The sequence below is a fragment of the Pseudoalteromonas sp. 23_GOM-1509m genome (genome assembly GCF_000518425.1).
In the GTDB taxonomy this organism is placed as follows: Bacteria; Pseudomonadota; Gammaproteobacteria; order Enterobacterales; family Alteromonadaceae; genus Pseudoalteromonas; species Pseudoalteromonas tetraodonis.
The window spans coordinates 29,019-42,148 of sequence record NZ_KI912432.1 but is presented as its reverse complement, the minus strand read 5'-3'; the positions used below and the strand labels follow the sequence as shown (position 1 = coordinate 42,148).

General features: G+C 38.3%; 15 protein-coding genes. 8 read left to right on the top strand and 7 right to left on the bottom strand.

Features of this window, described 5'->3' with window-relative positions; all coding sequences use genetic code 11:
- Nucleotides 1-52 precede the first annotated feature (52 nt).
- The 3 genes from arsC to N523_RS0110770 are packed head-to-tail and all read left to right on the top strand — an operon-like array spanning nucleotide 53 to nucleotide 1,403.
- Entirely contained in the window at nucleotides 53-400 is a 348-nt protein-coding gene (gene arsC / locus N523_RS0110780) for an arsenate reductase (glutaredoxin) (protein WP_024601122.1), read from the top strand.
- Nucleotides 400-954, top strand: a complete 555-nt coding sequence (gene wrbA / locus N523_RS0110775; protein WP_013465255.1) for an NAD(P)H:quinone oxidoreductase — start codon at nucleotides 400-402, stop codon at nucleotides 952-954. The genes arsC and wrbA overlap by 1 nt, the downstream gene beginning before the upstream one ends.
- On the top strand, nucleotides 951-1,403 hold the full coding sequence (locus N523_RS0110770; RefSeq protein WP_013465256.1) for a DUF2069 domain-containing protein: 453 nt from the start codon (nucleotides 951-953) through the stop codon (nucleotides 1,401-1,403). Before wrbA ends, N523_RS0110770 begins: the two co-directional genes overlap by 4 nt.
- A gap of 63 nt (nucleotides 1,404-1,466) precedes the next feature.
- Here the strand turns inward: N523_RS0110770 and N523_RS0110765 are convergent, their stop codons facing one another.
- On the bottom strand, nucleotides 1,467-2,804 hold the full coding sequence (locus tag N523_RS0110765; protein ID WP_013465257.1) for an ankyrin repeat domain-containing protein: 1,338 nt from the start codon (nucleotides 2,802-2,804) through the stop codon (nucleotides 1,467-1,469).
- Nucleotides 2,805-3,014: 210 nt separating this feature from the next.
- Nucleotides 3,015-3,608 carry an MlaC/ttg2D family ABC transporter substrate-binding protein gene (locus N523_RS0110760; RefSeq protein ID WP_028835027.1) on the bottom strand — a complete coding sequence of 198 codons (594 nt, stop codon included), beginning with the start codon at nucleotides 3,606-3,608 and terminating at the stop codon, nucleotides 3,015-3,017.
- Nucleotides 3,609-3,854: 246 nt separating this feature from the next.
- On the opposite strand from N523_RS0110760, the gene N523_RS0110755 reads away from it, so the two are divergent.
- Nucleotides 3,855-4,391: an acyloxyacyl hydrolase gene (locus tag N523_RS0110755; RefSeq protein WP_028835026.1), complete on the top strand. Its 537-nt coding sequence runs from the start codon at nucleotides 3,855-3,857 to the stop codon at nucleotides 4,389-4,391.
- Between the two features lie 85 nt (nucleotides 4,392-4,476).
- Nucleotides 4,477-4,626 (top strand): DUF2897 family protein, encoded by a 150-nt coding sequence (locus N523_RS19360; RefSeq protein ID WP_076916055.1) that lies wholly within the window; start codon nucleotides 4,477-4,479, stop codon nucleotides 4,624-4,626.
- Between the two features lie 34 nt (nucleotides 4,627-4,660).
- Here the strand turns inward: N523_RS19360 and N523_RS0110745 are convergent, their stop codons facing one another.
- Both N523_RS0110745 and bamC read right to left on the bottom strand, forming a co-directional pair.
- Nucleotides 4,661-6,049, bottom strand: a complete 1,389-nt coding sequence (locus tag N523_RS0110745) for a YjiH family protein (RefSeq protein WP_024601116.1) — start codon at nucleotides 6,047-6,049, stop codon at nucleotides 4,661-4,663.
- Between the two features lie 65 nt (nucleotides 6,050-6,114).
- Nucleotides 6,115-7,173 (bottom strand): outer membrane protein assembly factor BamC, encoded by a 1,059-nt coding sequence (bamC, locus tag N523_RS0110740; RefSeq protein WP_028835025.1) that lies wholly within the window; start codon nucleotides 7,171-7,173, stop codon nucleotides 6,115-6,117.
- Nucleotides 7,174-7,528: 355 nt separating this feature from the next.
- On the opposite strand from bamC, the gene N523_RS0110735 reads away from it, so the two are divergent.
- Together N523_RS0110735 and bcp are read left to right on the top strand one after the other, a co-directional pair.
- Nucleotides 7,529-8,062 carry a glycine cleavage system protein R gene (locus N523_RS0110735; RefSeq protein ID WP_013465263.1) on the top strand — a complete coding sequence of 178 codons (534 nt, stop codon included), beginning with the start codon at nucleotides 7,529-7,531 and terminating at the stop codon, nucleotides 8,060-8,062.
- 10 nt (nucleotides 8,063-8,072) lie between these two features.
- A complete protein-coding gene (gene bcp, locus N523_RS0110730; protein WP_028835024.1) occupies nucleotides 8,073-8,552 on the top strand; it encodes a thioredoxin-dependent thiol peroxidase in 480 nt (159 codons plus the stop codon).
- Nucleotides 8,553-8,684: 132 nt separating this feature from the next.
- Here bcp and N523_RS0110725 read toward each other — a convergent pair whose 3' ends face one another.
- A complete protein-coding gene (locus tag N523_RS0110725) occupies nucleotides 8,685-10,289 on the bottom strand; it encodes a M56 family metallopeptidase (protein ID WP_028835023.1) in 1,605 nt (534 codons plus the stop codon).
- 11 nt (nucleotides 10,290-10,300) lie between these two features.
- On the bottom strand, nucleotides 10,301-10,681 hold the full coding sequence (locus N523_RS0110720; RefSeq protein ID WP_028835022.1) for a BlaI/MecI/CopY family transcriptional regulator: 381 nt from the start codon (nucleotides 10,679-10,681) through the stop codon (nucleotides 10,301-10,303).
- A gap of 257 nt (nucleotides 10,682-10,938) precedes the next feature.
- Between N523_RS0110720 and N523_RS0110715 the strand changes: the two genes are divergently transcribed.
- The gene (locus tag N523_RS0110715; protein ID WP_028835021.1) at nucleotides 10,939-11,385 is read left to right on the top strand and encodes a hypothetical protein; all 447 of its coding nucleotides are present in this window, start codon (nucleotides 10,939-10,941) and stop codon (nucleotides 11,383-11,385) included.
- Between the two features lie 133 nt (nucleotides 11,386-11,518).
- Here the strand turns inward: N523_RS0110715 and N523_RS0110710 are convergent, their stop codons facing one another.
- The gene (locus N523_RS0110710) at nucleotides 11,519-12,997 is read right to left on the bottom strand and encodes a substrate-binding periplasmic protein (RefSeq protein ID WP_028835020.1); all 1,479 of its coding nucleotides are present in this window, start codon (nucleotides 12,995-12,997) and stop codon (nucleotides 11,519-11,521) included.
- Nucleotides 12,998-13,130 lie beyond the last annotated feature (133 nt).

Genomic DNA, 13,130 nt, shown 5'->3' with positions numbered 1-13,130 from the left:
CTTTAGTGAGTTCACCTAAAATAGCCACAATTTATACTTTGGATGTATTTTTATGTCAGTTACTATTTATCATAATCCGCGTTGTTCAAAATCACGCGAAACCCTTAACCTATTACAAAGTAAAAACATTGAACCGAGTGTTGTTGAATACTTAAAAACACCCCTTTCTCATGAGCAAATTAGTACCTTAGTTTCTCAACTTGGGTTTAATTCGGCACGTGATTTGATGCGCACCAAAGAAGAGCAGTACAAAGCACTTAATTTAAAAGATGAAAACAGCGAGTCAGTGCTTATTGATGCCATGGTCAATCACCCAAAACTAATTGAGCGCCCTATTGTAGTAAATAACAATAAAGCCGCCCTAGGTCGCCCGCCTGAAAACGTATTAAGCGTTCTATAATGAGCACAACCATCGTGGTGCTGTATCACTCAAGCCATGGCTCAGTAGAGGCTATGGCGCATGAGATTGCAGAGTCAATAGAGCAACAAGGCGCAACCGCATTACTGCGTACTTTTGTGGCCAAAAACCCGCATGACATTGTGATCAGTAAAGATGATTTAGTTGCATGCGACGGGCTTGCATTTGGTACGCCGACCCGCTTTGGCATGATGGCCTCACAAGCAAAAACGTTTTGGGAAACCACCAGCGATCTTTGGCTCAAAGGCCAACTTATCGATAAACCTGCCTGTGTGTTTTCATCATCAAGCAGTATGCATGGTGGCAATGAAGCAACCCTACTCAATTTGTCATTGCCTTTGTTACACCATGGGATGATGTTGATGGGCGTACCCTACGATGTACCTGAGTTGCTCGGCACCGAAACAGGAGGAACACCTTATGGCGCCTCTCATGTTGCAGGTAGCAATAACAGCTCAACCCTGAGTAAGGATGAAATTAAAATATGTCAAAGCGTAGGAAAACGCCTGACTCAAGTTGCGAGTAAACTTAAATGATTCAAGCAAGCGAGCCTGCTAAAAAACCGATTACCATTAAATTTCAGCGCCTAGCCTTATTTGGTTATATTGGTCTGCTTATTTTAATGCCGTTATGGATGTTTGTATTAGCCCCTAGAGACGGCCACAGTAACACCTTTCTTTTCTTAGTGTATGTATTGCCACTATTACTGCCATTAAAAGGCATATTACAAGATAAAACCTACACCTATGCGTGGGCTAATTTTATTGTTATGTTTTACTTTATTCATGGCTTTACATTGCTGTGGGTCGCACAAGATGAGCTTATATGGGTATTACTTGAGTTATTATTTGCCTCATCTATGTTTATTGGCTGTACTTATTATGCGCGCCATAGAGGGCAAGAACTTGGGCTTAAAATTCGCAAGCTTAAAGATGAGCTCGCTGAAGAAAAAGCTGCACACGAGCACGATAAAAACAATCCGTAATAAATATCCAACAATGCAAAAACGCGCTAGTTAGCGCGTTTTTTTGTAGCAAAACATTAACTTTTAAACTAACTCGCTTAAAGCTGCCAGCCCCACAATACAGGCTAAACCTAGTTGTGCAACAAGACTAAAAACCGACATCATTCGTATTAAAAACAATCCCCATGGGTGTTTTACATGCGGATACAATGAGCAACGCTTTAAGTTCGTTGCAAAGAAAAAACACACCACCGCCGTCATGGTCATAAAAAGAGTAAGCTCACTTTTTATAGTGATGTTTTCATCAAAAAAGAAAAATAACTGTAGCGGTAATAATAAAGCCACAACCGCATGTAGCACATGCACCTTTTTAATTCGCTCTAGCTGCCCCTCTGGCGATAACTCTTTAATACCAAAGTCACGCTCGAGGCACTTAACTAAGTTGCTGGCTTTTATACTAACCGCTAATCGGTAACAACTTAACCCCTCGTTATTTCGCGCTCTAAAGTCATATCCTGCTTTGAGCAGTAAAATCATTAACGATTCGTTTTTACTTATCACCGCGTAATGCAGCGCTGTATTACCTTGGCCGTCTACCGCTTTTTTATCTTGGTACTGCAGGAGTGTTTCTACTACATTTACGTAGCCTTTTTCTGCCGCCCACATAAATGCTGTTTTATCATCTGTATCGGTTAAGGTGCCCGTGGCGCCTTGCTCAATAAAGCGCATTGCCATGGTTTGCTTAGCTTTTTTCTTGTTTAAATGCGCAAGTAAGGCATTTTCTAACAACACAATAGAGTCAACATCAGGAGACACCTGAGTTAACAAAGTAAAGTAATCTTTGCCAGCAGCCACTTTTTCGCTGGTCAGCTCTGCTAAGTGATCAATATCAGCAATCGACTGGGGAATATGCGCACTTAAACGCTCTCTAAAATCGACCTCTTTCCAAATAGATAAGGTATCTTCAGCTGAGAGCTTTGCACCTTGCTCTAGTGCATGCTCTATCAGGGTAAAAAAGCGTTTACTAAAAAATAAGCTAATTAAAGAAAGTGGTGTTTCAATGTTATTTTGCGCCGACACACTTGCATACTTTTCAAGTCGCTGACACAGCATTAGCACAATATTTTCTATGCTGTAATCATTGGCAAAATAATGCTCTTTCAGTGCAGCAATATACTCTTGTGCGTTTTCATCATATTCAGAAATATGCTGAAAATAACACTCTTCAAATGGCTCTAAGGGGGTTAACCAGGTTAAATAATAAATTGGGGGTAAAACAGTGGTGCATACACCATTATCTTCTTCAGTAGAGCGACAGGCGGGCCAAGCTTCTAAAGCATCTAAAATGAAGGCACCGTTTTGTTCAACCAGCCCTTTGACCAGTAACGGGTATTCCTTTGGCCAAATTAGTACATTTTCCATTAAAACAACACAACTCCAGTGTAGCTCGGGTGAGTAGTCAGTTATAACAGTATTTAGCTGACACCACGCTTAATCAAAGAAGCCAATATTCTACCACAGCTAGGTAGCCAAGCTAGCGTAAACTCATGCAATATAGGCCAAAATACAAAAGCAGCTAACGACATACGTCATTAGCTGCTTTTAAGGTTGGAGCTGTTAATTGCAAAAGTACTAACTTTGCTGAAGTTCTGCTGTGACTTGGTCTAATCCCACATCAGAAATACGTTGAATGATCTCTTTTTGCTTAGCACTGAGTAACGAAATTCCCTCTGCAACAATATCGTATACCTTCCACTGATTGTTATTACCTAAACGCAGTTTAAAGTGCAAATCAATGGTTGGCTTATTCGGTTCAATAATTTGCGTTTTAACCGTAGCAAATTTAGAATCGCTTGCAGCAGAGTCTTGCTCAAATATTACATCCTGCCCTGTGTACTTCATAAGCGCACCGGCATAAGTTCCTGTTAAGTAATGCTCTACAGCATTAATAAACGCAACACCTTGGTCGCGGTTAATACCTTTAATATGCTTACCTAATAATTTAAACGACACAAACTTAACATCAATATGTGGCATTAAACGCTGCTGAACAATTAACGACATAGCTTCTTTACTGGCATCGCCTTTCGCATTTACCTGTCCAATATCGTTAAATAATGATTCTGCTACAGTTTGCAATAACTGCTTAGGTGATGGCTGCGTTTGTGCATACAAAGTACTACTGAAAAAAACAGCAATAACCATTAAAAGCTTTATAAGTTTCATAAAAAATGCATAGTTTAGATAATTAATTTAAGCGTAATTTACGCAAATAACAGGCAATAAAAAAGGCATAAATAAGCAACTTATTAATGCCTAATTGGCACCAATTGAATTAATTAAATAAATTCAATTGGTTAAATAAATCAGTTAACAAGCCATATACAAGCGGCTTTTTGTCCTCATTGAAAACACCAATTCACCGCCCTTATTATCCCTTTACTATTTTGACTTAAACCCTAGTTGGCCGTAATGAAAACCTCATACAACAGACTTTTTGTTCTTGTTTTTACCCTGTTTATATTGGCTACCAAAGCCGCTTATGCATCCTCTAACCATGGTTATGCCGTCGATTTTTTAAAAGGAGAAGGCAATGTAACAGGGGCAAAGCTTGCGTATCAATATCACCCTCAAGGAATGCAAAACTTTGTCGGCGATGCTCGTTTTTATTTAGAAAGCAGCGTTAACGTGTGGCAATACCGCCATGATCAACAATCACAATCCAACGTGGTCTTGGCTGTGTCACCGGTGGTGCAATTTCCAGCATTTAGTGTATACAACACCCCCTTTTATGTAGAGGCTGGCATTGGTTTTTCATTACTTGATGAGCGCTATTTTGCCGATAAAAACCTAAGTACTCACTATCAGTTTGAAGATAGGATAGGCCTAGTGGCGGATTTTGGTGAAACCAATGTAGCGCTGCGAATTATTCACTATTCAAACGCCGGATTTAAAGCGCCGAACCCAGGGATTAACTTTTTAACCTTGTCGGTGGCACAACGGTTTTAATTGCTTATTTACAGCCCTCGAGAGGATTGCAGCTTTTATTTAAAGTGGTCATAATTATCGCTTAATAAAAAATAAGAGCATCGCAATGCAAATTTGGCAAATCGTACTCGTTATCGTGATTGTACTGGCTATTGTTATCGGCAATTTAGTACTGCTGCGTTTAAGTGCAAAAAGCGAGTTTAAACCCTCAGCACCACGCTCATCTGCGCAAAGCAAAGAAACAAAAAAGCCCTGAATAATCAGGGCTTTTTTTCGTTTAAATGATTGTTCTAACCAACTAACCAGTGTGCCATTAAGGCAATAACAGGCAAGGTTACTAAGGTTCTGAGAATAAAAATAACAAATAGCTCAAAAATATTAACCGGTATTTTACTACCCAATAAAAGTGCGCCCACTTCAGACATATAAATAAGTTGCGTTACACTCATGGCAGCAATAATAAAGCGTGTTACATCGCTTTCAATTGAGCCTGCGGCTAAAATAGACGGAATAAACATATCTGCAAATCCCACCATAATCGTTTGCGCCGCCATTTCAGCTTCAGGTATTTGTAGTAATTCTAAAAATGGAATAAACGGCATACCTAAATATTGAAATATCGGCGTGTACTCAGCAATAATTAACGCAAATGTACCCACAGCCATTACCACAGGTAATACTGCAAACACCATATCAAATGCGTTGTGTAAGCCCTCTTCAATTGTGCCTTTTAAGCCTGGTGCTTTTTCTGCTTTAGTTAATGCAACATCAAGTGAATGCTTAAATAATGTTTTGCCTTCAGGAACCAATTCAGCGTTTCCATCGGGCTCTTCACCATCAATAAGCACGTCCTTTTTAAACCGCAGTGGTGGTAAACGGGGAACAATTATCGCAGCCACTACACCCGCTAAACACACGGTTAGGTAAAAGGGTGCAAATAAGTATTCAAGCTTTACTTGGCCAATAACAACCAAACAAAAGGTAATTGATACAGCAGAGAAAGTGGTACCAATAATCGCAGCTTCACGTTGAGTATAATATTTATCTTCATACTGACGCGCAGTCATTAAAATACCGACGCTACCATCACCTAACCATGAAGCAACACAGTTAACTGCACTGCGCCCCGGCACCCCAAACAATGGACGCATTACTTTAGTAAGTAAGGTACCCACCAGCTCAAGTAAACCAAAATTAAGTAATAACGGCAGTAACAAGCCCGCTAAAATAAACACCGAAAACAACACCGGTAATAAATCTTTCAATACCAGCAAGCCGGTATTTTCTGAGGTAATAGCATGCGGCCCAACTTGAAAATAAGTTAAAAGCACAAACGCCATACCAAACAACCGTGTTACTAACCAAATCCAACTCACATTAAATAAATGATTTAACAAGCGAAATTTGGTTAAGCTTTTCGGTTTAAACACACTAAATATCAACGACATAACGCCAGTAATACAAATAATTGTCGCTATTAGCCCTAGTGCTATTTCACTAAATAAGGCTTGAATTGCTTTTGCCATTACCGCAATAGGGATCGTCATTATTTCGCCAGACGGCACTGGCGTCATGAACAAAAAAACACCGATTAAAGAAGGAATTAAAAAAACCAACCATACTTTCAAATCATAACTTTTTTGGACCGGTGCTGGGCGTGATGAATCTAACTGAGACATATTTTCAACCTGTAAAAACCACAAAAAGAGCTAAGTGCTCTTTTTGTGGGAAGTATTTATATTTATTAAATTTTAATACCGCGCTTGATTAACGCCGCTTCTAATGCTTGTTGTAACCCATTCATTGTACCTGGTTCAAGCGTTTCGCCTTTGTCATCCATCCACGTTAGACTGGTGCCACCTTGTTTGGTTTTGCTAACCAAAATTTGGTATTGACCTTCATCAATTGGAAGCTCTGTTGGTTCATCGCCCCAAATTGAATCCCACACACTGCTTTCTACTTTCGCATAATCTGCTGTAATTAAACCTGTCTCTTGGTTTACTTCAACAATTGTGAACGACAAACGCTCTAAAAATCCAGAAAAGCGATCGAATACGGTGTCATACGTTTGCTCAGTAACAAGTGCGGCATTGCCTTTGTTATCAAACCCGAGTTCTAACGAGATGATCCCTTGACGCTTACGCATATCAACTTCAAGCTGACGGTAGCGGTAATCAAACTCGCTCACTACTTGGTTAAGTGCACGCACTTCAAGCTGTTGTTTTAATAAATCAGTTAGCGGCTTATCACCTTTAAAATCAATAAGCTCAGCGGTTAAAGACGCTGTGCGTTGGTGTTCTTTTTCTTCAATGGTAAATTTAAAACGCTCTAAATCAACGCTTTCATCATTGCCCCATAACCAGCTTTCTTCAGGCTTTACAATAGCGTACCAATCGGTTACGAGTGTTCCTTGCGTTTTATCTTGCTGTGTTGCGTTAATGTTATTATCAGCAAGCACGGCTTGAATCGAATCCCAAATGAATACATCTAAATCATCAATGCCATCATTTTTATCAAAATAAATACGCGCTTGTTTATCTGCTTCCTCAACCCAACTGCCTTTAGCAATGGTTAAAACTTGCGCCGGCGGACGATAGTTTGTTGCCTCCGGATTATTATCATATTGACCCACATCCATTTTATAAACAGGATCTTGAGCGGGTTGAGATAACGATGCAGGCGCTTTAACCGGCTCATGGGCGCGGTAATTACGCTCATTATGAGCATCACTTGTAAATACACTACACCCTGACAAACTTACCAATACACTTACTGCTAGTGCTTTTGGGATCCAATACTGCACAGATAATTCTCCTTAGCATACCCTTAATTGTTTTAACAAATATATGAGTGGGTAATGCCGATTTGGTTCAGTGTAAAATCAATATTAACTTTACATTTATAATTTGCTTGCCTAACTGCATTCAGCCTATGAGATAACAAACGGACTAGGCTACAAATAGACACATTTTTGCTATGGTACTTTCACAAGCTTGTAAAAACAAGAAACACTGCACTATTAACCGCCTAAAATTAACCGCTGCTATAGTTTAACGCGGGTTTTGTGTTAAACTTTGCCGCCGTGCAACGCTACGTGTTTATTTTTTTGTTGCCAAGTCGGTTGTTTTCATCCAAGTAACTTAGGTACTTTAAAACCCATGACTGCATTTTCAAATCATCAAATTGTTTTAACCGCAATTGGCGAGGATAGATCGGGCATCGTCAGTGAACTTACGCAACTCGTAAGCGATTGCCACTGTAATATTATAGATAGCCGTATTGCGATTTTAGGCAACGAATTCACCTTTATTATGCTACTTAGCGGTGATATGTCAGCCATTAGCCGCATAGAGCATACATTACCGACCAAAGGCATGGAGCTTGGACTACTCACTATGATGAAGCGTACTTCAAGCCATAATCAAAGCGAGTTTTGTGCAGGCTATACCTTAGAATATACCGGCATAGACACCCCTGGCACATTAAGTAAAGTAACGCGTTTTTTTGCAGATAATAATATTAATATTTGCTCATTAAAATCAGACACCTACGAAGAAGAAACTGAGCTTAAAATGCGCTGTGAACTTGAATTTAATATTCCCGTTGACGTTGATATTGACCAATTTAAAATTAGTTTTGAAAACCTTTCGCACGTTTTAAACGTAGATTACATCTTTCGACGTATTCGCTAAGGAGTTTAGCATGAACAAAATTACCCCATTACAAAGTGGCGACACAGCACCGGCTTTTAGCTTACAAAACCAAAATGACGAAACCGTCGTGCTCAGCGAGTTATTAAAAGAAAAACAAGTACTGGTATACTTTTATCCTAAGGCGTCAACGCCTGGCTGTACAGTACAAGCCGAAAACCTGCGTGACCAACAAGCCGAGCTTGCTAAATTTAACACCCATGTTGTTGGCATAAGCCCAGATCCGATTAAGCGCCTTAAAAACTTTGAAACAAAAAAAGAATTAAACTTTGATCTACTTTCAGATGAAGATCATGCCACTGCTGAGGCATTTGGGGTGTGGGGCTACAAAAAATTTATGGGCAAAGAATATGATGGTATTCACCGCCTAACTTTCTTAGTAGGCCAAGACGGTAAAATTAAACACTTGTTTGATAAATTCAAAACCAAAGATCATCACCAAGTGGTGTTGGACTATTTAGCCGCTGAATAAAGGCTAAAGGCTAAAGGCTAAAGGCTAAAGGCTAAAGGCTAAAGGCTAAAGGCTAAAGGCTAAAGGCTAAAGGCTAAACAAGATAAAAATAAAAGCGTTGCTCAAGGGCAACGCTTTTTTATATTTGCTTATTTATAATTTAGCTAATAACGGTGATTGTGGAATACCTACTCGAGGAAGTAGAGCCGGTGTTACCGCAAAGGCTGCTGGTAAACGTCCTTTTAATTCAGCCATTTTTGTTTGATTATTTTGCTGATCGTAAATGTAGTATTTTAAAACATCACCATAAGCACTTCCCTCTAAATTACCTTGTTGCAGTGTATCTAATGCATTGTCGTAATCTGCTGCATAAATATAAGCTAATGCTAAGTTTCCAGCAGAACCTTCGTGTAAGTTACCGTCAAGCTCTCTAGACAACCCCTCTAACTCAGCAATAGCCAGTTCATAACGACCTAGTTGTATGTAGGCATTAGCAAGCGAGTTTTTCGTAAAATATGGCGGGTTGCTTCCTGCTGGATACCATGTTTCGTAAGCACTTAAGATATCTTCATATTGTTCAAGTTTAGAAAAAACATGAACGAGTAAAGTATAACTTTCTAATTTAATTTTTCCCTCTTCAAAACCTGATAGCACATCTCTATTTGCATACCATTTTTGAATATTTTTTGCCGTTTGTATTAGTTGTGTTGGTTGATCACTTTTTGCATCACCAGCTACCTCTAAAAGTTGCGCTAACTGTTGGTTATACTGATTACTAGCAGCGGGCTGTTTTTGCGCACTATGTTGGTCATTCTTTGGATTTTCATCAACAATTTGTGCTGCTGCCAACGCGCTAAAAGACAGTGCAGCCAAAGCCATTACCATATGTTTACTTTTCATTGTTTTTTCCTTGTTTAACATTTTGATCCTTTGAATATTAAAACTCTTTGAGTGTTCAATATTCAAAAGAGGGGGAGTGAAAAAGTTATATTTAGATTTTTTTTCATGCTCAGAGAGTAACAAACTGGCTAAATCTAACTGATACTTACCTTTGAGTTTACGCATACATTTTTCGTCACAACTAAGCTCTAACTGCTCTTTTGCCAAACGCGCTAGTTTTGAGCATATTGGGTTCCACCAAAAAACACTTTCTATAAAGCAAATTAGCCATGTCCAATAAATATCACCTTGTTGTAAGTGCGTTAATTCGTGCTCAATAACAGAGTTTAATTCTTTTCGATTTTCCATCTCAGGAGTAAGCCAAACAACCGGATTGACTAATCCTGTTGCAAAAGCAGGCCCTCCAATTGAGGTGAATCTTATTGGGTATATACAGTTTTCTCGTTTTGAAGTGCTATATAAGCTTGAGTTAGCTTGTAAGTTTTTGACTAACTTTACATACATAGCAACACGCAATGTAAACAAGCCAATTCCACTAAACAGCAATACACTAAAAATATGGTTTAATGATGGTAACCAACTCACTGGTGCAATAATGCTACTTTCTGATGTTATGACCTGCGCACTGGTAGGGGCTATTAACGTATTTAAAAAACTAAACTCAGCAACATTAACAATATATTGCGATGTACTTTCAAATAATGGCAATTGAGAAAAGTATTGCCAAGGAACAAACCAGGCTATTAAAGCCAGCATTATTACGTAAAAATTTAATCTAGAAGGGGCACTTTTCATCCCTAATGATGCAAGCAAACAACACACACTAATAATTGTGCAAGTTACAAAATAATCCATCATAGCCTTCTCCTTTAATCTTGCTTTTTATTTTTCAATAACGATTGTAGGTACTCAATATCCTCGTCATTCAGCTTTTCTTCTTTAATAAAGTGGGCAATTAAGCTGCGAGAGTTACCTTTAAAAAAACGCTGCATGAAGCTAGGCATTGCTTGTGCTGAAAATGCGCTTTGAGTGATCACTGATTTAAATACAATCGCTCTCCCCTCTTGCCCGCAGCGAGCTATCGCTTGTTTTTGTTCTAACCTATCAACGATTGTTTTTACTGTGGTGTAAGCTACTTGCTTATCTTTTTTTGTATCAGCAAGTAGGGCTTTATGTAACTGGCTAGCAGTACAAGGCTCGTGCTGCCAAAGCAACTGCATTATGTCTAATTCAAATTCACTAAGTTTCATTTTAACCTCTATTACTACAACTGTAGTTTTCAACTATTACAAATGTAGTAATAAGCACTCAGTGTGTCAATATAAAAATTATATAATTTAAAATAAAAAATAAATTTAGAGGTTGGTAAATACATAAGCGATAAGAGGCATAATTATCGAAGTGAGCATAAATAATGAGATATCATTTTTTGTATTTATCGCTTTAGTACTTTAGCATTCCTGCCGATAGCTAAATTGGTAACGAATAACATTATGGATAATAAACCGTGATACAGCTAAATAAACACTCAGCCTTTGACGTTAAAATTACAGCCGAAAAAACAAATATTACACAACAAACAAAAGACACAACAAAAAATCAGGACAACACTGATTATCAATTATCAGACAAAGAACGCAATCAACTCTCAGGAAAAGAGGCTGAGCAAAACGCTGAAAAAACAGCAAATTCAGAAATGCCTGAATATATCGCAAAAATGATAGAGCAACTTAAAGAGCTTAAACAGCAGCTTGAACAACAAAAAGAGCTACTCTCTCAATTAAAAACTCAATCCGATCCGGAAGACGAGGTCATACAAGCACAAATTGAAGCACAGGCAAATATCGTTTCATCAACACAATCTCAAGTAGTCGCGCTAGTGCAAATGATTAGCCAAGCCATGAAAGACGCCGGTATTACTGACGCGGGTGCACTTGTTAGTGCCATTGTTTGAATTTTCAGAGCCAAGTATTCAGCGTTATATTAATCTACCTTACAAAGGCGGCTTTATTTTTATCATCGGCTTACTATTTCAATGATAAATATGCCTACCCTAGCGGTTAAACAACCACGTTGTGTTTGCGTTCTCACTCTTCATCTAACAGTGCTTGCTGATAAATTTTATTAAACTGTTCAGCAGGTAAGTCAGCCGCAAAGTGGTATATAAGCGCTTTATATTCATCGCTTTGAATTAATTTTGAAAGTGTATTATTAAAGTTCTGCATAAATTTTATATTTTCTTCACTGCGCTCACACATTAAATGCCCAACAGTAAACGATGTTTTTAATTTCAAATCAAAGGAGTGAATATCAGCATCTGTTATATCGTGCCAATACGTGGCTACATCACTGGGGTATTCAATAGACGCATCAAACTCTTGCAACTTCGCTAATTGTTGTAATCTAGAGAATATATTAGTGGGAGCTGGTTTTATTTTAGTTTTATCTACCTCTTCAAGTAGAGACATAATGTCTTCGGAGAATATTCTGAATTTTGATAACCCCAACCTTAATCCACTTTGTGACACCAACTCGTCTAAATTTTTTATATGTTTAAATTGAGCCAAGTTATTTGGAGAATAAAGTCGCGGTGCGAGATACAAAGAAAACGGCTTTGATATTAAATAGCGGCTTGCTCGTTCTGGCGTGTTAATTTTGTTGGCGAAACAATGACTAATGCCAAATTGCACCTCAACATTGGTATCTGGCGCTTTTACAAACTCAATTCTGTAATCTCGCATTTCAGCCAAAATTAACTTATAAAGCTGCGCGTCGAGTGATTTTCCTTCGGTAACTGAGTTCAGTCGTAGCAAAGACTCATCGTTACTACTTAATACGATTTTTGTTTTATTTGCGTCAAACTCTGCAAAACGCGTATTTTCATAATCTAATTTATATAATGCCTGCAACCGTCCCGATGATTTTAATTTTGGCATTGTTTGGTCAAATTTTCTCGCCAAGGCTTTCCCTTTTTCATTATTCGAAAAGGCTAAATAAATAGGCCTTGCTGGCACAACCTCTACATAATTAAGCTTTGATTTGTACTCTTTGGGAATGTTGTAGTCAAAATCAACGAAAGCATCTATGCGTTTATTGAGTAGCAGTGCCACTGCGTTTTCAATAGTAGAAGCCGGGTAATAATCGTGTGGGTATTCAATAAACTTATCGAAATTGTAGCCATCGAGCCAGCTTAATACTTTGTTGTTTAAATCAGACAGTTTATTAAACTTATGAGCAGAATCTACAAAATACGCATTAATTGGGTAATCGTAGTCTAAATACCAATTAGGATAATAAGCTAAAGGAATATCCTCTTTAGCAACACCAACAACAATATCATATTGTTTTTGTTCAAATAAATTGGTAATTCGTTTGTAAGTACTAAAATCAAACTCGAGCTGTTCATCCGCATAAACTTCTTTTAATAATTCAATATAAACGCCTGTTTCATCCGGATTAGTGTAATCAACCCAGTGAGTCACGCCCACTTTTACAGTAGCAAAAGCCGAGTTTATAAAAACATAAGAAAAAACAAACAACAGTAGTAGGTATTTAACCAAGCGCATTCTCCCAATCACTTAGTTTAATATATGCACCACCAGTGCACTTTGCAAACTTAGGTGTTAGTTTGGTACTTTAAAAAGGTTCAAGGTTCAAGGTTCAAGGTTCAAGGTTCAAGGTTCAAGGTTCAAGGTTCAA